We start from the raw sequence: 23812 nt of genomic DNA on the forward strand, positions 1-23812 counted from the left end.
CTTGGAGGGTGTCAGCCCCTTTCATTTTAGGGGCGTTTGGTGTCAATTTGGTGTCAACCTTGCTCCCCAAGGTGTTGAGGACGCCAACCGCGGCCTGTAAATGTCCCTGGGAGAGGTGGGCATATCTCATGGTCATGGTTAAGTCGGCATGCCCCAGGAGCTCTTGCACCGCCTTTAGCCCTATGCCGTTCATCACCAGGTGAGAGGCAAAGGTATGGCGCAAATCGTGGAACCGGAAATCTTCCAGACCGGCCTTTCTGCAGGCGGAGGTAAAGGAACGCTTCACTTCCTTGAAGCGATTGCCTTTGGAATCACAGAAGACATAGGGTGACTTCAACTGGTTCTTCTTCCGGAGATCCCAGAGCACCCGGGACGCCCGGTCATTGATGGGGATCTGCCGGTCCTTGCCGCTCTTGGTTTCCTTGAGATAGATAAGTCCGTTCCTGATCTGCTCCCACTTCAAGCTGAGCAGCTCCCCTCGTCTCATGCCGGTATGCAAGGCCATCTCCACCAGGGGCCTCAGGTGCGGGCTGTTGGCCTTTAGCTGGCCACAAGCGTTGAGCAAGGTGTCAATTTCGGTCTCATCCAGAAACCGCAAACGCTTGTTGTTTTCTTTGAACATCAGGCGCTTACCCTTCTTGAAAGGCGAGGTTTCCAGCAATCCCCACTCCACCGCTTTACTCAGCATGTGGCCGATCAAAGCCATTTCCCGGTTAACGCTGGCATCGGTCCGGGGCTTCCCTCCCTTGGTCGGGGTAGCCTTACGTTTATTGCGGAAGGTCTCCAGGTCGAGGTAAGTGATTTTGGAAAGCATCCGGTCCCCGAAGTGCTCTTGCACCACGGCCAGGAGATACCGCTTGCTGGTTTGGAAAGCCTTCTGGGTCCCAAAGTTTTCCACGTACCGGGCTACCAGTTCATTGAACGTTGTCAGACTTTCCTTCTTGATGTCGAATACGTCATGATAACGGCCTTCCTTCTTGGAGGCCAGGACCTTTCCCAGGTAGGCTTCAGCGTCTTTCCGGAGCTCAAAAAACTTGCGCCGGCGTTTCCCTTCCGGGGTAAAAAAATCTGCTATCCAAGAAATCCCGTTTTTACCCACTCTTTTAATTACTTTTGCCATGGTCGGCCTCCATCTTCATCCGGTTTTTCAGGGCCGCCTATGGTCAACTCCCCATAGGCAATGCCTTCCATGATCTTGTGGGCAAAGGCCATAGCTTCATGCTTGGCGCCAACCGTTTTTGACCATCGCTTCCCCTTCACGTTGACAAATACCGTCCAGGGCCTGCCTTTGCCTTTCACTTTTTGCCTGATTGTTACGCCCATGTCTTTCCTCCAGATTTTGATGGGGGATTAAGGGCCACTGCCCGGCCTGTGGCCCTGGTGGTTTATATCGCTAAACTTTCATTGATCATACCCGCAAATAATTTAATTTCTTGACCGATCCTTGCCACTTCCTCAGGGCTCAGGGGCGGTCCTTGCTTTGCCAATTCCTCAGGAACCAGGGGTGATCCTGGATTTTGAATAAGCCGGTCGGCCCTGGATTCTATGTGGCGCCTGATAGACTCTATATGGCAATAGTGCGATCCCGAAAGGATTTTCTTGAATTTCGGAATTTCCTGGAGATGGAACTGGACTTCTTCTTCGACAGGCATAAATGCTTTGTTGAGATAATTTTCGAAGCGTAGGCGGAAGCCCCCCATTCCTTTGATAAATATCTCTGCCTGCTGTTCAATTTCCGGTTCTTGTCGCAACTTAACAAGATAATCAGCCATTTCTTCCAGCTCTTTTGCCGTTTCTCGCAGAACCGTCGCTTCCACCGCCCAGTTCTTCTGGGCTTTTTCCAAAGCCCTCGTCTCACCCAGATCATACATATGGTCATAAGTGGCTTTAACCATCGACTCGATACGGTCAGCGCATCCCTCAATAATATCGGCTATACCATAAAAAAAACCTTCCCGATCTCCCGCACCCGAGCCTGCATCCTCCATCTTCCTCACCAATTCCGCCAGGGAAATAAGTTGAGTGAGTTGTGAATCAATTTCACTCGTAAAATCCTGGGGTTTTAATTCCTCACCAGGGGCTTCTGGTCCTTCTGGGGTTGTGTTAAGATGCTCTTCAGCCATGACATGAACCTCCTTCTCAGGTTTGTGTGGTGGTTAGGGCCGGTCATGGTGGGGCAACACCTGGCCGGTCCATTCTTAGCCTCTAAAATAAGGCCGATGTGATCAATTATTCCTCCCGCTGATGCTCACCCCCTTCTTTGCCCCGAAGCCAAGCCACCAAATCAGCCCGGTAAAAACGCCAATCCCGACCCACCTTGCGGCCCGGCAACACCTTACGGCGCGCTAGATCCCGAACCCCATAGGGGGAAAGTCTTAAGAAGTCTGCTGCTTCTTCGGTGGTCAGGACTTCGGGCTCTTTATTCATTGGACACCCCTTAATTTTTACCATAATACAATAAACTATAAAAAGCAACAAATTAATTTATAAGAAGGAACTTTTAGATTCTACCCAGCTTGTTTTAGGGGGGCTTGGTTCGCCGCCCACCACCCGGAAGTAAGGATTTAATGGACAGGGTCGGGCGGCTGCTGGCTTAATCTCCTCCCTCCCGGGCAACTCCCGATTTTATAAAACCTGCTCAGCTGTGTGGCCGGCCATCTTTTTGGACCAGCGTCCCGGTTTTGGGACGCTTGCGCCACTGCTTTTATCTCAAGGACTCAACCCCCAACCCATTACGGAGGTGACGGCGCACTCCTGCTGAAGCCTCTTGATGATCTGCTCTCTAACCTCGGGGGCGGCTTTGCCGATCTCTTCCAAAACAATACGCTGGAAAAGGTCTATCTGCTCTACATCATATTTCTGCTTCCAGGCATCCATTAATAACCGCAACTGCTGCCTGATTTCCGCCTTAATCTTAACGGCCGCGTCCAATATCCCCTTATCCCCCAACAAGGGTTCTAAATCTTTCAACTTTTCTTTCCGGTCCCCCTGTTCTTTCGCCTGAACCACGTCGATGAGCCGGTCCAATAAAGTATTCGCTGTCTCATTGATCTTCATCAGCTGCGCCGACCAGTCGAGGTGCTGCCGATTCACCGCCGCCGCCTGGTGGAAGGCAACATCTTTGGACACATTTAAGTGGTACCTTTTTGACCTTTTATAAATCGCTTGGACCGACACCCCGAACTCTGCGGCTATCTCGCTGACCTTCTTTCCCTGCCTGATCCTCTCGCCCAGGTCGTAATCGCTGAATTTGGGTTTAGGCATTTAGTTTTCTCCATCCCGCTTTAAACCCCGACACAGTTTTCTTAGCCTCCCAATTTAAACCTATTCTCAACCTAATTACTTGATATTCCCCAAGGTTGACCTTATTTTGACCGGCAAGCCTGCAAAAAGAGAGAAGGTTCCTTGCGCCACTTACGCCACTGTCCGCCACTATAGACGCCACTACCTATCTTATTCTTTTTATTATATTTTTTAAAAATAGTGGCGTAAGTGGCGTAAGAATTAGATAAACGCATATGAGTGCTCTTTTTCTATTCATATGCGTTTATAGGTTTTCTGCGCCATTTGCGCCACTGCTCCTAAATGATGAATAATTCCAATAAATTATTAGTGGCGAAAGACAGTGGCGTAGTGGCGCATCCTACGCCACTGAACGAAGCCCCAGGCCCAGGTAACACCGCCTCCCGCCAGTGCCTTTCTTTCTCCGGAACCCTTGCTCCGCCAGGGTCAGGCCGAAGTTGCGCTTTGATAACTTTTCCTTGGCGTTTAGATCGTTCTCTTTGGCCCATCCGCTATAAGCCAGGTAGAGTTCGCCCGCCGTCGCCATCAACCCCGCCCCCCGGACACACCGCTCCTCTAAGAACTCTTTGAGCGGGTCCATCTCCATGCGATATTCCTGGGTCGCCTCGATCACCTCTGGCGGCTCCGCCAGGTCGCCGTATTGCTGCCAGTTGAGGCATCCCCGCACCAGCCAAGCCAGGATGCCGGAGCTTTCCGCCGCCAGCTTCTCAGGCAAATCCCGGTCGGGATGGTCCCGGAAGTCCATAGGAAACTCCACCAGCTTTATTCGCCGCCACATGGCGTTGGTCTGGTCCCGGATCACCGGCTTGTTGTTGGTCTGGATAAAGAGCTTAAATTGCGGAACGAAATCAAAATCTTTGCCATACAAAAACCGGGCGGTTATGGTATCTTTGCCGGTCACACCCTTAATCAGCGACTCCGATAAGCGCCGCCCTTTGTCGATCTCGGCCGCAGTTACCAGCCGGGGCCCGTCCAGCCGGGCCACATCGCTTCTTATCTGATTACCGGGATTTTCCCGGGCCAATAAGGTCTCAGTAGCAATATTCATCCAGTAACTGCCGAAGAGGTCACTGATGCAATTTACCAAGGTCCCTTTGCCGTTGGCCCCGGAGCCCCAGAAAATCCAAAAACACTGCTCCCCGGTGTCGCCGGTTAGGGCGTAACCCAGGGAGAGCCAGAGGAAATCAACCAAGTTCTGATTATTCCCCATAATCTGGTAAAGAAATTTCTCAAACCCCGGACATTCAGCCTTGGAATCATAGACCACGGGCGAAAGGCAGGTGATCAAGTCCTCTCTCCGGTGCGGCTGCAAATGACCGAGCCGCAAGTCAATAGTCCCGTTTTGACAATTGAACAGCCAAGGGTTGACGTCCAGGTCTTTCGGCAAGATGGGAATCCCCGGCTCACTTTGAGCCAGATCCAGCATGGCCTTGACCCGGGCCACGCCTTCTGATTTTAAAGCGAATTTAAAAAGATCGTCATGGCGTTTTTTTTCGTCCTCTGCCGAGGCCTCCTGATAAATTGTCTGAATAGTGGCCTTGGCCCGGCGCACCGCCTCCCCGGAATCGTCCACCTGCCATCTTCGCCCGGTCCAGTGGTACCATTCCTTGTTGAGATGGTTGTAACGCAAATCCTGCCCATGCAGGGCCACCAGTCGCTGGGCATTGCCAAAATCCGACCATGATAGTCCTTGGGTCACCGGTAGGCCGGACGCTCCGCCACCATTGTTAGCTGAAGCCTGAGTAGGGTTTTTTTTACGTCTTTTATCCGGAGCCCTGCCCCCTACGACGAACTGGCCCAGATTGTCGCTGCCACTGATGATCACCCGGGCCTGATGGAAATCTTTCTCTTTGCATGAGTTGTGAAAACAGTGGTAAAAAAGTTTGCCGTCCGCACCCTGGCCAATGGCGGCCTCGTTACCCTGGTGGGACGGATCAAAAATACACTCCTCCAGGCAGTAGAGGGTAGCCCCGCCGTGATTCTTAATCTTCACGACTCCCCGGCCGTATTTGGCCAGATAAGCCGACACATCGAACCGGCCTTGTCGAGGACCAGATGGGTCAGCTGTTCCTGCTCTTGCGCCACTCTGTACCGGCGGCAGGGGGGCTTCGTCCGCCAGCTTTTGCAACAATTCCCGCGGTACCGGCGTCCGGTGCTCCGGGCGTTCCAAAATTTGAGCCCGGCGGTGCGGCCGCTCCGGGAGGTTGTCCCCTTTGGCCGCCACGGTCCCATAGAGCTTCACCAAGCGGGCCGCGTTGAAAACGGTCCGGTCGATGTCCAATCCGGCTATGGTCAGCCGGGGGCCATAGCGATCAGCCAGGCCACCCAAGGCTGCCTTGAGTAATTCCACGTGCTCTGGGATATGCTCCAGGTCCAAGGGATAAATTAGGTGGCCGCCGTTGCCTGAGTCGCCCAACAGCGGTTCGGGCCAACCCTCTTTCGCCAACCCAGCCTTGATCTCCCTGGCCATTGCTAACGCTGCCTGGTGCTCCGCATCAGAGCTACTGATGCCCGCCGGCCGTTGCGGGTCGATGTCGATCAAAAAATTGCACAGCCGGGCGATATCTTTATCTGCGGTGCGATCGGCGTTGGCCTTCAGGCGCTCATGGGCCCGGCCCAACAGGGCCTCCCGGCAGGGGTTGAGGGTGGTATAGATGCCCTCTGCTCTGATCTCCATGGCAAGCTGCGCCGCCTTTTGTGGGTCCCGGAACCAACCGGCCACAATCGGCTTCTTCCCGAAAGCCCGGCATTCCCAGAGAGCGGAAGTGGTGACCTTGGGGCCGATGATGCAGATTTCAAAAACGGCGCCCGGGGCATGCAGGAACTTCAAGTTCCGGACCGCCTGCTCCACTGCCTGCGCCTGTATCTCGCGGCTGCCAGTTTTCCCCGGAACTGCTCCCATTAAGCTCTCGTATCTCGTTTCCTGGCGACATCAGCGGCAAAAATCTCCGCGGCCTTGGGAAGTTCCTCCTGCAAAAGAAAGCCAAGAGTATCAACGTCTTCCCACCAGGCGTTGTCATTTCCGAATACTCGGTCAAAAACGAGAGGGTGAATTTCTCTGTTCCCTGGATCATCCCTTTCCGGCATCTCCACTTTGGCCAGCCCCAGCACAGGCAAAATAAGGAGATGGTCTGGCTCATCTTCCGCATAATAGACCCCCCAGAGCGGCACGGCAGGAGGTATCAAACTTACCAATCTTTCCTTGGGGTGCTTCATCGCTTCCTACCCTTCTGTATTTCCCTCTCTCCTAAAAAGAGGAGAGTTCTGAAATCAGGGAATATTGAGATTCTTTTTCATGACACCAGCTTGTCACCTGGATTTATAACCATCTGAAATCACAAAATTCTTAATTATGCCTTCTGAGGGGTAATCAAGTGGTCAGGACTGCCGGACCCCCTCCCGGAACCTTTCGGGCGGCCCGGCGTTTCAACTCCAGCCACTGAGCTACCTCCTGGGGATCTAGACGTTTACTCCGGCCGAGCTCCAAAAATGGGATAGTACCCCTTTCCATCCAGGCGTAAACAGTCCCGATGCTCACCTTCTGGGCCTTGGCAAGCTCGTCCGGCCGGATCAGGTCCCCGCCGTTGAGCAATTCACTCAAAGAGGGAAAATGTCTGCAAGGCTGCTGTTTACTCATGGTCCTTTAGCCGTTTCCTCACCATTGAGGGGTTAGGGGCGGGGTAAGAGTGATGGTCGGACATTTTCCGTTTTTCCCTTGACAATCAGGGCATTGGAGAGGGACCTCATAGCTACGCATACCTCTGGCCTGAACCATGTTCATCTCAATGAAATTTTCCAAGTCCTTAACATCGAAAAAAACCCGACGCCCCACGGTGATAAAAGAAATTATTCTTTGACGCTTCCAACGATCCAAGGTAAAGGGGCTAACGCCGAGATACCCAGCTGCCTTTCTTCGCGAAAGTAACCGATGCATACTTATCTCCCTTCAACTCCTAATTTTTTAAGGTGATTATTGCAGCGGAATGTAGGTAATTGGAAACGAGGTTGGGGTAGATAAGGGAGGCTAAATCCTACCGGGTTTAGTATTGAGTAGGGTAACTCCCCGGTGAAATTCACTAATTTAGATTTCACTGAAATCTTCAGATCAAAAAAATCTTCAGACCAGAATATTATAGGAGGGGAATATCTTTGAGGTTGTGTCGGAGGGTTGGAGGATGTATTTCAAGGCGATTGCCTAAAATCCACCAGGCAATCTCTGAAATTGTAAGGTGGAGGTCTTCCCCAGGGGCTGCCTTTGATTCTGAAGTTCCCTTTAAAAGGAATAAAATTTCATCATCAGTTAAAACCCTTTCTACCCAGGATTTTTCTTTCTTTGCGTCTTCTACCATCGATTTGAGTTGTTCTTCATTCGGACGCGACATGTGTTCAGGAGCGACCTTGCAAAGGGTTAAGCCCTCCTTTCGGCGAATCTCCTTAATACAATCTTTAAGTTCTTTGTGAATTGTTTTAAATAGTTGGAGGCTATTTATTGTGAAGCGCTTGCCACCCCCCCTTGTCTCTGGCAGGATTTTACGCCCCAGATCACGAAGGACGGTTTCACGGTTACCACCTAAACATACCTTCAACCTCGCTTCAAAACACAATTCTCCATATTCCATCTGACGTTTAGTGATATTCTTTTCATTTCTTTGCAACCACTCTTGTTCTACTACTTTCCAAGCTTCTTTCGCTTCCGATAAAAAATACTCTTCTGCTCCTTGTGCAAACCTAAGATGTGGTTTGTTACTTTTATTGTGGCGTATATGCTCGGTAATAAAACGTTCTTTATTTTTTTCCCGCAAATAATAAGCGGGAATGAGGGGCAATTTATCAAGACCACCCGCCTTCCAAAAAAATAAAAGGGGATAACGTCGAAAGTTAATAAGTAATAGTGACTTTCTCCATAAGTATAAAATGGATGGAACACGCCTTTTCAATCCATCTCTCCTTACCAGTGAGTAAGGGGCTAAGCCTTATAGTCCATAATACGGAGACTTCAACTTCTCAGTCCCTTCAAGTTTATAAAACTCATTATCCAATTGATTTTTTAGTTCAGAAAACGGCTTAAGATATTTATTGGCTTCTTTTGCAACAGGGGTGTTTCTCGGTAAAGCGACCTACCCCCAGTGATTGTACCAATTTTTAAAATAGATTGGGGGGCAAGTCAAGCCAGGGATCCTGGGTACGCATATCATGGGACTCCAATTCTGGTGCAAGGGGTGTATGGGGGTCTGAGGTGGGTCCCAGACCTTGCGGCCCAGGTTGCATACTCCCCCTCATTCTCATTCTGGCAAAATGGCCTCGTGAGACTGCCCAGGCGGAATTCTTGAAACAGGGTAAAAGAAGGTTTCCATCCACCCTTTGGTGGTCTGGCCCCTTGTATAAGAAGTGACATTTAGGGAAAAAATTTAAAATGTCGGCAGGATAAGATTGAGAGCTATTATAACCATATCAAACACTTACTTTTCTAATTTAAACCTCGCAAATATAGCAGCTAGCCGCCCTGTGGTTATCGTTTAATTATTGAGAACATATTTGTTTTTTTACGCGAAACCAGGCCCAATCATCGATCCTCAACATACTGTGGCTAAAAACCTTAACATATCGTACAATTCCTTAATTTCTTTGACAATTATCCCGCTGAATCCATAGACATAATATTACGTCGCCAGTACCATCTCTCAGAGCGAGCACAAGGATTTCTTTATACGTACCAGTCTCGTCGATATCCACCACGATAAGGCATATGCTCACCTGAAATAAAAGCCGGCCAAACATATGCCAGGCAAAGTGTATGAATAAAGCATGGTGCTCCTGCTATTCCCAAAGTTGCCGGTGGATCCATTGCTGTCCGGCACGCTAATTGAATAGTAAGGGTTGTCGGTTGTCTGGTGGATGAAGACCAAGCATCGCCCATAAGTTCATGCGCTCCAGGAGCATGGTTTGGGCCAACCGGGTGAGTTCCAGAAGCCCCCAACCGGCCTTAGTCTTGAGCTTGAGCCAGACCAGGAGCAGGTAAGCGATCAAGGCGGTCCAGATTTGGATCAGCACCGCATTCTTGGAGGTCCCGTAAAAGGCTTTAATTTTCAGGTTTTGCTTGATCCACTTGAAAAAGAGTTCGATCTGCCAGCGGCGGCGGTAGAGTTCGGCCACCTCCAGGGCAGACAGGTCCAGGCGGTTGGTTAAAAAGACATATTCCTTGCCGGTTTCCGGGTCCCGGTAGTGAACCCGGCGCAGTGGCTCAGGGTAGCAGGCCTGGCCCTGGGGAGAACTCAAGCGGATAACCTGGTCGGCCAGGACCGGGCCATCAGCCCAGGCTTCCTGGATTACCTGGTAGCAGGAGTTGGTTTTCAGCCGGGTCACAAACCAGACGCCGTCTTGGTGCAACTGGTAAAGCCAGGCATAATCCAGGTAGGCCCGATCAAAGATCAACAGATCGCCCCGCTGGAAGCGCAGGTTTTGGACGGCCTGGCGGTCATGGGTCTTGCCGTCGGTGACCAAGACACACTGGGGCAGCAACCCGGTAAGCACGGTGTGCAGCTTAATGGCCCCTTTGCGGGTCCGAAACTTAGCCCAGGGAAAGACCGCGGCACAGAGGTCAATGGTGGTGGCATCGATGATCTTGATCTGCGGGGCCTTCTGAGGTTGTGGCGCTAACTCGGCGGAGAGCCGCGCATACAGCTGATAATAGGTTTTTTCGAAAATGACCGCGGGGCGCAATTTATTGGCGTCTGAGAGGGTAGAACGCTTCACCTCGGAAAGGCCCAGATGGTAAAGCTTGTGGCCTTGCCGATTGACGCTGAACACCACGTCTCCGGAGACTCTTGCGGGCGCTCCACTGACCGAAGAGCATGGCCGTCAGGTGCGACCAATAAGAGAACTTCCTGACGTCAGGCCCCTGCCAGGCATGGGTATCCACCAGGTGGTGGAAAACATGTCTCGGGATGAGTTGTAGTAATTGACCCATGAGTGTGCTACAATGTGCCATAAGCCCTATAACTCCTTTCAATATTTAGGTTTTCGGCAAACCCATTATAGCATTGATCGGCTGCTTTGGGGCTGTTTTACTTGCTATCTCAAGTAATCTCTACCGGACAGCAGTGCGGTGGATCCCCTTCTTACAAAAAAATACATTATCCGCCCTCCTCGCGCACCTCAAGTTCATAGGTGCCTTTTTCCCCATACGATTTCACCAAAACGTAATAATAGGAATTGGGTGCGCTTTCCCAAGCGATGCTTATAGTTTTATCAAAACCTTGGACTTCACTCTTAACCATATATTCAGTTTGATCATAGACATTTATTACCACTCCAAATTGTTTGCGCACTATCACCCTCACCTTGCTTGAGGCAGGGCCGGTCTTAAACTTGTACCAATCCCGGTCGTTCTCGGTGGTGAGCCTGCCCTGGACCGGGTTCCCCAGGGCGATGAGGTTAGCATCCCTGATGTGCTCATTGGGTTCCTTCTCTTCATTCAACACCTGCTCCAGGGGAGCCTTGTCGGCCACGGCCTTCCCCCTGGGAACGGGTGCTTTCTCTACAATTTCCGGGGCCTTCGGAGGGGCAGCTTTCTCGGGAAGAGCTTTTTCCGGCACAACCTTTTTCTCAGGGGTGGGGGGCACCACAGCCACTGCCGGCGCCTCTGGAGGGACAGGTTTCTCGGACCGGGAGAAAGTGTCCGCCAGGTAAAGACCGCCAAGGAGGCCGGCCACCACCAGGACACCTGCCGCGGCGATGGTGACCAGGCCTGGGACCGTCAGAAACCAACTTTTCGCTTGGGGGGCGGCGGCCCGAGGCGGGGGAAGGGGCTCGGGCTCGGCGACCTTTACTTCCTTTGCCTCTGGAGGCACCAGTTCTTTCAGGTTTTCAGCCAGGTAGCCCACATGTTTTTCCAGGGGCGGAGTGAAGGCGTCGACCCACTGGGTGGTGCTGATGAAATATTCCAGCGCCTCGGAGGGCAAGATCTCCTCGATACGGAAGGGGATAACGCTGACGCCTCTGCTGACGGCCCGCTCCACCTCGCGTTTTACGTGCTCCGACTCGTTAGAGTGGGTAGAGAGTACCAGGACCAGAGCCCGCGCCTCCCCGATGGCCTTGATAATCGCGCCGCCATAATCGGCGCCGGGCTTGATGTTGCGGGGAGCGATCCAGCAGGGGACGCCGCTGGCTTCCAGGGTCTCGCAGATGGCAGTGGCCACGGCTTTGTCCTCGGTGGCGTGGCAAATAAAAACATATTGGCTCATGGGATTACTCCTTTGCTCTCAGGCACCAGAAATGCTTGGAATCCCGGAATGAAAGGGGGATTGCCGTTCTCTCTTTATTGGCTGGTAATATTTCCAACTGCTCAGGCTCCAAGCACTTGCGATGGCGCGATAAAAAGCCATATAAATGACGAGGCGGTCATTATTGCTGAGGGGATGTAACTCCTTTCTTAAAATCTGCGCTCCTTTCCTAGTTCTTAAGTTAAAAATCAAAGGACAATTGGTCAATAAGGATATTAAACAGGGATGCCAAGGAGATACCCCCTTTTTGAAGAATTCCTGGCAGGCCGCTTTCATCGCTAACAGGTAGCTGGAGCCGACAAGAGAGGCCTTGCCAGGAAGCACACCAGATGGTTTTTGGGACCCATCTTAATTGATCACCGCCGACGGCCCCCGCCGCCGCGGCCACCACCACCGGAAGGCCGGCTGACACCGCCGCTGGGCCGGGGGTGCGGGGTTGGCCGCGTAGCCGCCGGGGGGCCTTCAGGTCGGGTAGATGGCTGGGCGTTGAAGGCTTACTGGTTGGCGGGCGGGACGCGGTCCCGGGCTTGGACCACTGGTTTCCCTGGCGCTCCTGCCAGTTTCCCTGGGCATCCCGCTTATAGACGTTGCCGTTTTTGTCCGCCATGACGTTGTTCTTACCTCCCGCGGGTTTGACCTGGGGCTGGACCAGCTTGGCTCCTCCCGGTTTGACCTGCCCCGGCTTCCAATTAATCACATTATTGTGAATGCTATTGATATGGATGTTGTTATAGCCGCCGGGTCGCGCTTGCCGGCCCTATTGGTGGCCGGCCAAGGAATTCTTGATGACCCGCTCGGTCCGGGGGTCCTTGCATATCGTTGCCAGATGTCAAATTTTCGCCCGGTTTACTTGGCCTAATTATCAAAATTTAACTACAAACTGTCACCATAATTTTTCCAAATTTTTACCTCTATCAATGCCATGTGCCTATCTAAAAAACCCGCGATAATTTACCAGGATCAAAAGTTATCGCTTGAGCTGAAAAATTACCAGGTATGATCCGCATATCGAAGGGAGCTCTTCTTGGAGGAAGAGAAAATTAAGGAGCCAGGTGAGTTATAGCCTAATTCCAGAATACGGTGAATTGCTAAAACTTATTGATGCGTGCGCGTAATACCCCAGATGCCTTGAACACCAAAACCTTCCGAGCAGAAAGAATTAAACTTTCTTCGGTTTGAGGATTCCTTCCTCGACGCTCATTCTTTTGCCTTACCGAAAATTTTCCAAACCCGGAGATGAGTAGTTCTTCTCCCCTGGTCAAGGTGTCCTTCATTATCTCCAAGAGCCGGTCCACTATCTGGCGGGACTCTTGCTTGCTTATACCCATCTGCATCTGGAGGCGGATAATCATTTTCTCTTTGGTGAGCGCCATATTCACCCTCACTTGCATAGTCAGTCGTACTGGAGCCAATTGGGTAAGCTGATGGTCAACAACCCCTCAATGATCAGGAAATATGTCAGATTTTTCAAGAGAAAATAGTCATGGAGCGCCGAAAGGTGTCGGTATGATGTGGATAGGTTGAATTTTCAGGGACTTGATAAGTTTCGGATCATAGAAGCAGATAGCAACCCCTTTTGCACCATCGACATTACCCCAAAGAAACAAAGGCAGGGCCAAGGCGGCCCTGCCTTTGTTGGGAATTATTTCAAAGCTTCTTGATCATTTTTTCCCCTGGTCATGGGGCACCATGACCGTCACATTGGCGGTGCTGGCATTCCCTGCCATATCGGTGGCGGTGATGGTTATGGTGTAAACCCGGCCTTTGCCTTTGCTAAAGCGATCGGCCCTGAGGCTCAAAATAATTATGCCATTTACCTGGTCGATGACCGGTTCGGTCCAATCCACCACTCCCGGCTGCAGCTCGTTGCAGGAAACCACAGCCCATAGGGTCACCGGCTGGCCGCTGTTGTCAACCGCATTGGCCTGGATGGTGACTGGCGCCATCAAATGGTTGGGCGGCCACAGGATGGGCTTATCCACCACCGGCGCCAGGGTGGGCGCCTGGGTATCCTGGGGCTGGACAATGGTGACGGAAATCGTTCCTGAAGCGCTATTATCTCCATCGTTGGCTTGCAGGGTGAGGTTATGCACGCCCACCGGCAAGGTGGAAATGCTGAAGGTGGGCAGGGTGACCGGCATTCCTCCCAGGGTTGCTTGAACCGCACCGCTATTCAATACAGCATCTCCTTCCAGCCATTGATAGTTCACCGAGCCGCCGTCATAGTCCGAGATTGAGCCGCCCAAATTGACCGGGGTGTTCACCGGATAGGTTCCTCCACCGGTGGGCGCCACCGTGGGGGGTGAGTTCCCGATGGTCAGGAGCATCTCATCTCTGGAGGTGGCATAACCGTCGGTGATTTCCAGGGTCAGGGTATGGGCGCCCACCCCCAGGGGAGGCGCGGTGCTCAAGGCCAGAGGGGTCTGCCCTGCGGCCACCGGCTGCCAACCGTATAGCTCGGTGGTTCCTTCCAGCCAGCGGTAGGAGAGGGAGTCTCCGTCGGCATCGCTGGCCGTACCTGAAAGGACCGTGCCATTCTGTTCCTGGCTGAGAATCGTCAAGTTGTTTTGGGCATCCGCAGCGGGCGCGTTATTCACCCGGCGCACGGCTACCTTGCACCCGTCCGTGCCCTGGAGGCTGCCGTCGCTCACGGTAAGCTCAAAGACCAGTTCCTGATCCTGGGTCACATTGGGCGCGGTGAAAGTGGGTTGCGCGGCCGTGGGGTCGCCCAAGGTCACCGGCGGTCCGGACGTCTGGGTCCAGCGGAAGGTTACCGCAGTGCCGTCAGGATCGTTCCCATAGCCTTGCAAGGTTACCTGAACCCCTTCGTTAACCACCTGGTCATTGCCGGCATTGGCCACCGGAGGTTGATTGACGGAGGAGACATTAACGATGCAGGTATCTATGGCCTCTAAGCCTTGAGGGTCGCGCACCCTCAACTGGAAGGTCAGGGTGGCCCCTCCCGGCCCCACCTCCGGCGCGGTGAAGCTGGGTTGAAGGGTCCCGGAGCCGCTCAAGGTCACCCAAGGTTCGGACAACTGGGTCCAGCTATAGGTGAGAGGATCACCGTTCGGGTCAGTCCCGGTGCCGTTCAAGGTTACCAGGGTCCCTTCGAGCACCGTTTGGTCGTCACCCGCATTGGTAACGGGGGCCTGATTTGGAGGATTGACGACGTTGACGATGCAGGTGTCCTGGGAGGTTTTGCCGGCGTAAGAGGTCACGGTCAGCCGGAATTCCAGGGTGGCTCCTCCCGGTCCCACCTCCGGGGCGTAAAAGGTCGGCTGGGCGATGGCGGCGTTGGAAAGGGTCACGTCCGGGCCGGAGATTTTCTCCCATTGATAAGTAGCGATCTCAATGGCGGGAGTGGAGTTGGCACCGTTCAGCTGGACCAGGGTCCCCTCGAGCCAGGGCCCCTGGTCCGGCCCGGCATTGGCAATCAGGGGTATGCCAAATACCTGGATGCGGTTATTAAATGTATCCGCCACATAGACATCCACCAAAGAATTTAATGAACGCACTGCTATGCCTTGTGGGTCTATAAGCTGCCCATCGCCTGAGCCATCGCTTCCCCACTTAGCCAGCAAGACTCCATTGCTGTCAAACTTCTGGATGTGGGGTAAATACTTATTCAAACCATAGACATTTCCAAATGCATCCACCCCGATACTCCAGCCCTCGGAAAACTGCCCATCGCTATAGCCAAAGCCTGCAAACGTCGCCAGGAAGACGCCGTTGCTGTCAAACTTCTGGATGCCGCGGTTAGCTTCCATCACATAGACATTTCCTGATGCATCCACCGCTATGCCTACTGGAGAAAAGGGATTGCTTCCACGCGTCCACTTAGTGATAAAGACGCCGTTGCTGTCAAACTTCTGGATGCGTTTATTTGTGAAATCAGCAACATAGACATTTCCTGATGCATCCACCGCTATGCCAACGGGATTGTAAAATAAACCATTCCCATCGCCATAAGAAAATCCTGTATAGTCCCCTCCCCACCTGGTCTGGAAGACTCCATTGCTGTCAAACTTCTGGATGCGGTGATTACCTGTATCCGCCACATAGACTTTTCCCCAGGCATCCACCGCTATGCCGCGAGGGTCCCTAAACTGCCCGTTACCTAACCCAGTGCTTCCCCAACTGGCGATGAAAACTCCCGCGCTGTCAAACTTCTGGATGCGATTATTTGAGCTATCCGCCACATAGACATTTCCCGTGGCATCTACTGCTATGGCCTTGGGGTTATTGAATTGTCCATTGCCTGTGCCCTGGCTTCCCCATTTAAACAGGAATTCTTCGCCTCTGGCAGCCTGGGGCGCGGCCGCCAACGTCAGCGCGGTTATTACAAGCAACCCTGTTAGCAGGCAAGAGAGCCTCCAAATTGCTCCAACCGCCTTGCTTCCGCCTTTGCCGTGACCTACGCTCCTAAGCATGGCCTTCCTCCTCTTACCTGCAGCCCAGGCTGTCAATGGTGTTCTGCAGCAGTTGCCGCAACAATTCCCGGTCCGGTCCCTCCAGGAAGTCCGGCGGGACGGGATTGCCGTCCACCCGCTGGAGGGCGTTCCGCAGTTGGGCGCAGGCCGCCGCGTCCTTGCCGGCCGCGGCCATTTCCCCCGCCGCGGCAATCTGGTTCATGAGCATGGTAGCGCGCTCCCCCGGCCCCGTGGGCGTCAAAGTCCCATTAGTGGTGCCGGTCACGATAACCTCGGCGATCTGGCTGACCTGCTCGGACGGGGGTGCTGGGGACGCCACCCCGGCGCCGGTCAGACTCACCAGCACCTTGGATTCATCCGCGTCATTACTGGTGATGGCCAGCAGGGCCGCGGCCTCCCCCATGGCCCGGGGGCCGTAGGTAATGGAGATCGTCCGGCTGGCGCCCGGAGCCAGGGTAAAAGGCGTTGCGGGAGGTTCGGTAAAGGAGATGTCGCCATGGGAGGTTTCGAAGGCCACTGAACCAACCACCAGATCCCTGGTCCCGTCATTGTAAACCGTGACGGCCTGAGTTCGGGAGTCCAGCAGCGCTACATCGCCAAAACCCAAAGCATTTTCCACTCTGATTTCCGGGGCCTGTCCAAGGACCACCAAGCCAAGGTCTATCGGCCTATCCATAAAAAGAGGCGTGGCCAGGCTGAAATTATCCTGTCCGTACGCCCCGTAAAACTCGGGAGGGTAATTGGCGCTGACGAAGCGCAGGCGAACTGCCTTAGTCGCGGCACTAATGTAAAAGACAAAGGGACCTGCAGATACCTCGGTCTTCCCCCACTCATAACCGGTGCAATAATCCAGGGCGATGACCTGAACAGTTCCGGGATCTCCGGTGCTGCCGGCGATCTGCCCGGTTATTTTAATAGTGTATGTATCTGGTGGCTTTGTGGGTGCTCTAAGCTCTAGCACCGAGGAGATGTCGGTGGTTTGACCGGCAGTCACTGTGACCGGTTCGCCATCCGCAAAACAGACTCCATAAGTGCTCTGAAGGCCGTCGTAGAATCCTTCGTGTAAAAGGGTCAAACCCATCTCATAAATCTTAGTGAAAATTTTTATCCGGCACTCTCCCGAAGGAAAGGCTATGCTGAACCTGCCAGTTTTGTCGAAGGTAAGGGGGATTGTTCGAAGGAGAGTGGCGTTGTCAGGATGAAATACTTCCAAAGACGCGTCAATCAGAGGGACAGTTCTCCCCTCATATACTCCACTGAAGGTTCCGGTGAGGGTTCCATCTTCAGCAAAACATTCCGCCGGCGGCGTTGCCAGCAGGGCCGCCAGGGACCAGGCCGCCAGGGCCGCGATCAAGCAAGTTTTCCGGTTTTTCATGGCTTTTTTTCCTTTCTTCATCTTAATGCAGTAGCATTAAGAACATTGGTTGCTGTCCCGGGTCGGCGCCGGCGAGCCAGGATCTGCAGCCCAGGAAAGAACATTTACAACCGCGTCTATTTCTTGGTCATTTGACACCTCCCCGGGGAGTCGGCGGATCATCACGGGGATCGGTTCCCCAAAGGCCATTGAAAACCCAAACAAGACTCAAACCGGTGGCACCGGGCCGTCGGAGGCGGCGGGTGCCCGGGCCTGAATTAGTCGGGGCTGCCTCCCCACCCGCCTCAGTGCTTAGACACGAATCCATAGCTACCCGATTCTGCCACCCAGATATTAGCCCCGTCAAAGGCCAGGCCGCGCGGTTGACTGCCAGTCGGATAAGTCCCCAGGTTGGCGCCGTCGCTGGCCCGCAACTTGGTGAGGGTGTCGTCGCCGTTATTGGCCACCCAGATATTGACCCCGTCGAAGGCGATGCCCCAGGGATGGATTCCCACCGGGAAAGCACCCAGATTGGCGCCATCGCTGGCCTGCAACTTGGTGATTGTGTTATCGCCATTATTTGTCACCCATATATGTTTCCCGTCAAAGGCGAGGTTCCACGGCTGAACGCCAACCGGGTAAGTCCGTGTAGATATAAAGAGGTCGCTAACCAGCACCTTAGTGACGCTATTGCTGCCCGAATTTGCCACCCAGATATAAGTCCCGTCAAAGGCGACGCCGATCGGCAGATCTCCAACCGGGATAGTGCCCTTAGACGTGCCGTCAACGGCATCCAACTTTGAGACGGTACTGTCATCATAATTTGCCACCCAGATATGTTTCCCGTCAAAGGCGATGCCATACGGATAAGTGCCAACTGCAAAACCGCCTTGAATCCCGCCGTCGCTGGCCTGCAACTTGGTGACGCCGTGGCCAGTGTTTTTTACTACCCATATATGGGCCCCGTCAAAGGCTATGGAAGTAGGTTGACCGGTCGTGAGAATTTGCGTTACTTTGCTCTGGATACCACCATACCACCGCAAGAGGGCGATCTGCTGGGGGTTGTATCCCCCCGGACCCGGCGGTCCCGCGGGTCCCGCGGGCCCCTGAGCGCCGGCGGGCCCGGCAGGCCCTTGAGCGCCGTCAGCACCAGCGGCACCAGGCGGACCGGCCGGCCCCTGGGCGCCAGCAGCTCCATCAATGCCAGCCGGCCCTTGAGGCCCCGCAGGCCCGGGAGGTCCTACTGGCGCCGGTGCGGGTGTCCAGGCGCTGCCTGAATAGGACAGGACATCCCCCGTATTGGGTGGTGCGGCGCTTACCGGACTTGCTTGGATTTTAGTAACGCGGGTGGCAGACTGGGTACCAACGACATCGCCGGCAAGGGTGCCTGTGAATACTGCTGAGGGCCCCTCGGGGCCCATGGGCCCTGCCGGTCCTACCGGTCCCACTTCGCCCTGGGGACCAGCCGGTCCGGTCAACCCGATGGGTCCCTGGGGCCCGGTTGCTCCGATGTCACCCTTGGCTCCCGGCGGCCCCGGGGGTCCCTGAAGTCCGGTCGCTCCGGCGGGACCCGGAGGCCCCTGGGGACCGGTGGTCAAAGCCGGCAGCAAGGTGACACTTAAATCATTGTTGCCCGGGACAATGGTTACCACGCGGGTATCCGGACTCCATCCCGAAGCGGGAATCTGCACGGTGACCGAGTGGTCCCCCACCGGCAAGGAAATGCTCATGGGGGTCACTTTGCCGGTGGCGGTTCCATCCACCAGCACTTGCGCCCCCGACGGAAAAGAGGTGACCTTCAGGGCGCCGGTGTCGGCATAGGCGCCGGCAGCCAGCCCCAATACCGCCACGGCGCACAGCGCCACTTCCACTATTCCACGCCGCTGATTCCCTGTTCTCATGCCTCTGCTCCTTCCGTTAATGAGATTTTGGATATATCAACCGTCGGCTTTCCCGCTGACCGGGCGCGCCAAACGGAGGACCGGGCGGCTGGAGCCGTCCTCGCTCCGGAACAAGTCTTCCAGGGTGGACCGGATTTCAAAACCCTGGTCCCGGAAAGCCTGGACCGCCAGGCGGTCGCACGCGGCCACCTCGGCCCTGAGCCAGCGCAAGTTCTCCCGGGAGGCCAGGTCCAGGATTTCTGCCAGCGGAGCCCGGGCAACCCCAGCCGCCGGAAAGGCTCCACGGCGAAGAGGTGTACCCGGCCCCCCGCCCCCAAACGGTCCCGGGTGAGGAGGGCTATTCCCGCGAAGCGGTGGGCCGCCAGGTCCACCGCCACCAGGGGCACCACCTCCCGGTAGTCGAGGCCTGCCAGCCAAGCCTGCTCCTGGCGGGGCTCTTGCCCCGGCGGTTGCAGAAACCGCACCTCGTCTTCGGGGACGCCGTTCAACATCTGGAGGAGGCCCTCCCGGTCGTGGCGGAACAGGGAGCGCAGGAGCACCTGCCGCCCGTCGGCCAGGGAGACGAACTTGTGGAGGTAGGCGGAGGAAAGCACAGAGCGGGCCTCCGAAGCGTTTCTATACTTGTTGCCAAAAGTTCTTCCCGCCCCCCCTCACTCTAACCCTCTCCCCCCGTTGGGTGGAGCGGGGATGAAAGGAAGGAACTTTGGGCAAACGCTATAAATATGCCGGGGGCGCAGGCGTGATTTTCTTGGTGGTGGCAGAATAGCAGGCAGAAGTAACGAAAAAGTCGCGGGGAAAGGCGCGGCGTCTTTTATAAGTAATGACAATCTTGCGCATTTCTCGTGAGAACAAAATTAACCGGGTTTTTGTCACCGACAGAAGTGTCAGAGGGAGGGATGGGGGATAATAGGAGAGATCAGGACTTCTCTTTGATCTTCCGGTAAATGGCGGTGGTGGTGTCGTCCGGGGAGGCGTCCAGTTCCCGCTTCAGGGCCTCCCGGTACTCCTTGAAGACCCGCAGCGCCATCTGGGGCCGGCCCAGGCGGTCATTGAGCAGCATTAGGCGCTGGACCGCGCGGGGCTCCAGGGGGTCGGTCCGGTGGGCCTGCTGCCAGCACCGGGCGGCCCGCCTGGGAGACCCCTGCTTTTCCCAGAGTTCGGCCTGGCGCTCCAGGACTTCGAGATACAGGCCCCGGAACGCTTCCCGTTGGCGCTCCACCCAGGGATGATAAAGTTCTTCGGGCAGAAAATCCCCGGCATAGAGGTCCGCGGCTTCCTGGTAGGAGGCCAAGGCCTCTTTGACCTCACCCGCAGCCTCCAGCTTTTTTCCCGCGGCGGCGAAAGCGGCCAGGTCGTCCACGTCCACCCGGACCAGTTCCTTATCCAGGGAGAGGAGGTTGGCCTCCAGATGGACATAGGAGGAGCCCACGGTGCGGTACAGGTCGGGCTCCAGGGCTTTGCGCAGGCGGTGCAGGCAGGACTTGAATTTGCTCTCGGCTTTGGCGGGCGCGGCTTCCGGCCAGAGGTCTTCCATGATGACTTCCTTGGACACCCCCTGGCCGCCCCGGGCGATGAGGGCCTTCAACAGGAGGCGGGAGAGCGGCCCTTCCCACTCCCGGTCCGGGAGCGGATTCGCCCCGCGCCAGACCTGAAAGGAGCCCAGGGTCTTAAGGCACAGGCGGGGCCGCCCGGCCCGGTGAATGGCTTGTAAAATCTCCCAGGCCTTTTCCGCGATGCGGGCCTGGGGATGCCGGGAGAGGCGCGCCAACTCCGGCCCGGCCAGGGGTGCCAGTTTGTCCGAGGTGAGGAACCGGGTCACATAACCCCAGGAGCCCGGGACTTCCAGCTCCAGGGCCAGGGTGCAAACCTGCACCAGGTCATCACGGTTCAAGAAAAAAAAGGGATAATAGTCCCGTTCCTGGGCGACACGCAGGCCAGACTCCCAGGTGCAGGGCGGCTTCCGCCAGGCGGCCCTGGGACCGGTATAGGAGGGCCAGGGATAGATGAGTTTCAATGGTATAGGTGTAGATGGACTCCCCGGCAAAGTATTCCAGGGCTTCCTGGAGCCGTTTTTCAATGTCCAGGTTGACCTCGCCCAAGTGATACGCCACCAGGCTCAGAAGCAGGTTGGTCATGGCGATGAAATTTTTTTCCGTGGAAAGGTACCGGAGGGCCTCCTCATCAAATTCCCGGGCCTTGAGATACTCCCCCCGGTGATAGCAGCTCATTCCCATAACTTGAAAAGCCATACCACAAAGCCAACTGCTGCCCATGGCCTTGCATTCAGACAAAAGGGGCTGTGCCACTTCGTCCGCCTCTCCGAATCTTCCCTGAAAGAAACTCCTCATGACGCGATGAATCAGGGCCAAGGGCAATAAATGCCTCAGGCCATGGCGCTGGATTTGCTCGAGAGCCCTTCTATTGAGAGCCTCGGCCCGGTCGAATTGCCCCTGGAACATATAGAAATTTGTTTTAAAAAGGAGATGGACGCCGGTCAACGGGGGAATATCGCAGTCCGCGAGGAGCTTGTCCACTTGGGCGATGATGGCGCCGGCCTGGTTAAATTCCCCTAAAACATTGTGGGTGAAAGAGGCATGCAACAGTGCGTTGATTTGCAAGGGGAGGTCTCCCAGGTCCCGGGCCAAGAGAGAGGCCTGGAGGCAATTTTCCAAACCCTGGCGGAGATTCCCATACATGATGGTATGAATGTGGCCGATCTGAAAAAAGAGGGTGGCCTTTTCGCCGGGATAACGGCTGGCTTCCGGGGAGGCGAGTACTTCCTCGGCCCGGGCTAACAGAGGCTCGACGTTGACCGGTAACCCCCAGGCCGAAGCCTCGATGAGATAAGCCAGGGAGAGGAGCACCCCGCCCACGTCTCCACTCCGGTCGAAAAGGGAGAGGGACTGCTGCAGGCTTTGGATAACCTCCGGCGGCCCTTGAAAACGGCGGCTCATATATCGATAAAAGAGGAGCCAGGGGTTCTCCTGGACCAGGTCTGCCGGCAGGGCCTCCAGCCACCGGGCCAGGTCGCCGGTGCGGCCCGCGGACAGAAGGTCCAGGCCGGTTTTTTCCAGCAGCGCGGCGGCCTCCGCCGGGGCCTGGGCCTTTAAATAGAGTTTCAGGGCTTCTTCCGGTTCCCCCCTTTGCTCAAACAGCACCGCCGCCTTCAGGTAGACCGCCTGCTGCTCGGCCTTGGTGAAAGAGGTTTTGAATCTAATCTGCAAACAACTGCGGAACAGCTGGTGATAGCGGAACAGCCAGCCCTTCCGGGGGTCATGAAGGGCCTGGATGAAGAGATTTCTCCGGGTGAGGTCTTCGAGAATCTCCCGGGCCTGGGCCAGCCCCAGCAACCCCTGGATAAAATCCGGGTCCACCACTTCCAGAATGGAGGACTTGAGCAGAAAATCCTGGTCCTGCGGCGGGCGGGTGTTAAAGATGCATTCTCCGAAGTAGCGGAATATTTCCTCTTTAAAGCGCATCGTGAGGCCGCCGGTTAAATACTTATCCCGCAGGGTTTCCGGAACCCGCTCCAGGGATTCGCTCAAGAGCACCAGCCCCCCCACCCAGCCTTCTGTCAACTGCTGAAACCGGTTCAGCAGGTCGGGGGGCAGCGACATCTGGCGCAGTTCCCCTAAATAATTCCGGGTTTCTTCCAGGGTGAAAGCCAACTCTTCGCCGGTGAGGATGAAGGCTTCCTGCCGCATCTTTAAAGCCTGAATTTCCAACGGCGGCATCTCCCGGGACAGCAGAACGAGGTGGATAGAGGGCGGCAGACAATCCAGGAAAACCTGAAGGAACCGGAAGGATGGCGCCTCCGGGGCGAGGCGGTCCAGGCCGTCCAGGATCAATTGCACCGGCTGCTGAAGGCGTCCCAGAAGGGCCAGGGTCCAATCCCGGTAGAGGGGCAGCTCTTCCCGGGGACCGAAACTGAGGCCGGGGTATTGGAGAGCCGCAGTAAAATCTACCTCCGGCAGGGCCAGATGGAGCGACTGCGTCAGGAGATAAAACAGGTTGACCGGGTCCGATTCTTCCGGGCCCAAATTGACCCAGGCCGAGGGCCGGTCGGAGGTCATTACATAGGACAGCGCCAGGGTGGACTTGCCCTGGGCTGCCGGTCCCAGTATGAGGATAAGTTTTTTGTCCCGGTGCTGCTCCAGACGGTCGACCAAACGCTGACGGTAAAGGATATGGGGGAAGCGGGGTGGGGTGATTTTAGCGGTATCCAGAAACAAAGGCATTTCTATTCACTCTTATTCGAATAAGGCAATAAAAGCAGCCATCACGGGGACTGTCAGAAGTGGTAACCCAGATTCAGCCCGAATAAATGATTACTGCTGTGATAGGTGCCGCTCAAAATGGTGTTTTCCACTTTTCTATCCTGAAAAAAACCGATGGCATAGTGGCCTGCCCCCATGGATTATACCAGAACTTAAGTTAGAATTGGGGCCAAGTCAGCCCAGAGATCCTGGCGGAGCGTAGCGTAGCCAGGATCTCTGGGAGTCACGGTGATGGCTGCAGGCGCCGGGGGCCGATAACCCA

At 55.1% G+C, this 23812-nt stretch carries 18 protein-coding genes; all 18 read right to left on the reverse strand.

All coding sequences use genetic code 11. The annotated features are described in order from the left end of the window. On the reverse strand, window positions 1-1120 hold a 1120-nt coding region (locus tag HY913_00005; GenBank protein MBI4961635.1), incomplete at its 3' end, for a site-specific integrase. Next, the gene (locus HY913_00010; protein MBI4961636.1) at window positions 1108-1323 is read right to left on the reverse strand and encodes a hypothetical protein; all 216 of its coding nucleotides are present in this window, start codon (window positions 1321-1323) and stop codon (window positions 1108-1110) included. The genes HY913_00005 and HY913_00010, both read right to left, overlap by 13 nt. A gap of 62 nt (window positions 1324-1385) precedes the next feature. After that, window positions 1386-2123 (reverse strand): hypothetical protein, encoded by a 738-nt coding sequence (locus HY913_00015; protein MBI4961637.1) that lies wholly within the window; start codon window positions 2121-2123, stop codon window positions 1386-1388. Between the two features lie 106 nt (window positions 2124-2229). Next, on the reverse strand, window positions 2230-2427 hold the full coding sequence (locus tag HY913_00020) for a helix-turn-helix domain-containing protein (protein MBI4961638.1): 198 nt from the start codon (window positions 2425-2427) through the stop codon (window positions 2230-2232). A 282-nt stretch (window positions 2428-2709) separates the two neighbouring features. Beyond that, a complete protein-coding gene (locus tag HY913_00025) occupies window positions 2710-3264 on the reverse strand; it encodes a hypothetical protein (GenBank protein MBI4961639.1) in 555 nt (184 codons plus the stop codon). A 379-nt stretch (window positions 3265-3643) separates the two neighbouring features. Further along, window positions 3644-6205 (reverse strand): hypothetical protein, encoded by a 2562-nt coding sequence (locus tag HY913_00030; protein MBI4961640.1) that lies wholly within the window; start codon window positions 6203-6205, stop codon window positions 3644-3646. Further along, window positions 6205-6519, reverse strand: a complete 315-nt coding sequence (locus tag HY913_00035) for a hypothetical protein (GenBank protein MBI4961641.1) — start codon at window positions 6517-6519, stop codon at window positions 6205-6207. The genes HY913_00030 and HY913_00035 overlap by 1 nt, the downstream gene beginning before the upstream one ends. Before the next feature lie 154 nt (window positions 6520-6673). Continuing rightward, on the reverse strand, window positions 6674-6940 hold the full coding sequence (locus HY913_00040; protein ID MBI4961642.1) for an excisionase family DNA-binding protein: 267 nt from the start codon (window positions 6938-6940) through the stop codon (window positions 6674-6676). Window positions 6941-7433: 493 nt separating this feature from the next. Next, entirely contained in the window at window positions 7434-8240 is an 807-nt protein-coding gene (locus HY913_00045; protein MBI4961643.1) for a hypothetical protein, read from the reverse strand. A gap of 922 nt (window positions 8241-9162) precedes the next feature. Next, the gene (locus HY913_00050; protein ID MBI4961644.1) at window positions 9163-10056 is read right to left on the reverse strand and encodes an IS4 family transposase; all 894 of its coding nucleotides are present in this window, start codon (window positions 10054-10056) and stop codon (window positions 9163-9165) included. Beyond that, the gene (locus tag HY913_00055) at window positions 10025-10291 is read right to left on the reverse strand and encodes a DUF4372 domain-containing protein (GenBank protein MBI4961645.1); all 267 of its coding nucleotides are present in this window, start codon (window positions 10289-10291) and stop codon (window positions 10025-10027) included. Before HY913_00055 ends, HY913_00050 begins: the two co-directional genes overlap by 32 nt. A 145-nt stretch (window positions 10292-10436) precedes the next feature. Further along, window positions 10437-11546 (reverse strand): TIR domain-containing protein, encoded by a 1110-nt coding sequence (locus tag HY913_00060; protein MBI4961646.1) that lies wholly within the window; start codon window positions 11544-11546, stop codon window positions 10437-10439. Window positions 11547-12673: 1127 nt separating this feature from the next. Next, window positions 12674-12958: an integration host factor subunit alpha gene (locus HY913_00065; protein ID MBI4961647.1), complete on the reverse strand. Its 285-nt coding sequence runs from the start codon at window positions 12956-12958 to the stop codon at window positions 12674-12676. A gap of 288 nt (window positions 12959-13246) precedes the next feature. Further along, window positions 13247-16018 (reverse strand): hypothetical protein, encoded by a 2772-nt coding sequence (locus HY913_00070; protein MBI4961648.1) that lies wholly within the window; start codon window positions 16016-16018, stop codon window positions 13247-13249. 13 nt (window positions 16019-16031) lie between these two features. Next, entirely contained in the window at window positions 16032-17393 is a 1362-nt protein-coding gene (locus HY913_00075) for a choice-of-anchor D domain-containing protein (protein ID MBI4961649.1), read from the reverse strand. A gap of 284 nt (window positions 17394-17677) precedes the next feature. Further along, entirely contained in the window at window positions 17678-19273 is a 1596-nt protein-coding gene (locus HY913_00080) for a PEGA domain-containing protein (protein ID MBI4961650.1), read from the reverse strand. A gap of 916 nt (window positions 19274-20189) precedes the next feature. Next, window positions 20190-21146: a winged helix-turn-helix domain-containing protein gene (locus HY913_00085; protein MBI4961651.1), complete on the reverse strand. Its 957-nt coding sequence runs from the start codon at window positions 21144-21146 to the stop codon at window positions 20190-20192. A 7-nt stretch (window positions 21147-21153) separates the two neighbouring features. After that, complete coding sequence (locus HY913_00090) at window positions 21154-23511, reverse strand: hypothetical protein (protein ID MBI4961652.1); 2358 nt, start codon at window positions 23509-23511, stop codon at window positions 21154-21156. Window positions 23512-23812 lie beyond the last annotated feature (301 nt).

This window comes from Desulfomonile tiedjei (assembly GCA_016212925.1).
GTDB lineage: Bacteria > Desulfobacterota > Desulfomonilia > Desulfomonilales > Desulfomonilaceae > JACRDF01.

What these genes read in the sequence shown, in the direction of transcription:
- HY913_00010 (MBI4961636.1), bottom strand. Translation starts at nt 1,323, where the DNA reads ATGGGCGTAACAATCAGGCAAAAAGTGAAAGGCAAAGGCAGGCCCTGG.
- HY913_00015 (MBI4961637.1), bottom strand. Translation starts at nt 2,123, where the DNA reads ATGGCTGAAGAGCATCTTAACACAACCCCAGAAGGACCAGAAGCCCCT.
- HY913_00020 (MBI4961638.1), bottom strand. Translation starts at nt 2,427, where the DNA reads ATGAATAAAGAGCCCGAAGTCCTGACCACCGAAGAAGCAGCAGACTTC.
- HY913_00025 (MBI4961639.1), bottom strand. Translation starts at nt 3,264, where the DNA reads ATGCCTAAACCCAAATTCAGCGATTACGACCTGGGCGAGAGGATCAGG.
- HY913_00030 (MBI4961640.1), bottom strand. Translation starts at nt 6,205, where the DNA reads ATGGGAGCAGTTCCGGGGAAAACTGGCAGCCGCGAGATACAGGCGCAG.
- HY913_00035 (MBI4961641.1), bottom strand. Translation starts at nt 6,519, where the DNA reads ATGAAGCACCCCAAGGAAAGATTGGTAAGTTTGATACCTCCTGCCGTG.
- HY913_00040 (MBI4961642.1), bottom strand. Translation starts at nt 6,940, where the DNA reads ATGAGTAAACAGCAGCCTTGCAGACATTTTCCCTCTTTGAGTGAATTG.
- HY913_00055 (MBI4961645.1), bottom strand. Translation starts at nt 10,291, where the DNA reads ATGGCACATTGTAGCACACTCATGGGTCAATTACTACAACTCATCCCG.
- HY913_00060 (MBI4961646.1), bottom strand. Translation starts at nt 11,546, where the DNA reads ATGAGCCAATATGTTTTTATTTGCCACGCCACCGAGGACAAAGCCGTG.
- HY913_00065 (MBI4961647.1), bottom strand. Translation starts at nt 12,958, where the DNA reads ATGGCGCTCACCAAAGAGAAAATGATTATCCGCCTCCAGATGCAGATG.
- HY913_00070 (MBI4961648.1), bottom strand. Translation starts at nt 16,018, where the DNA reads ATGCTTAGGAGCGTAGGTCACGGCAAAGGCGGAAGCAAGGCGGTTGGA.
- HY913_00075 (MBI4961649.1), bottom strand. Translation starts at nt 17,393, where the DNA reads ATGAAAAACCGGAAAACTTGCTTGATCGCGGCCCTGGCGGCCTGGTCC.
- HY913_00080 (MBI4961650.1), bottom strand. Translation starts at nt 19,273, where the DNA reads ATGAGAACAGGGAATCAGCGGCGTGGAATAGTGGAAGTGGCGCTGTGC.
- HY913_00090 (MBI4961652.1), bottom strand. Translation starts at nt 23,511, where the DNA reads ATGCCTTTGTTTCTGGATACCGCTAAAATCACCCCACCCCGCTTCCCC.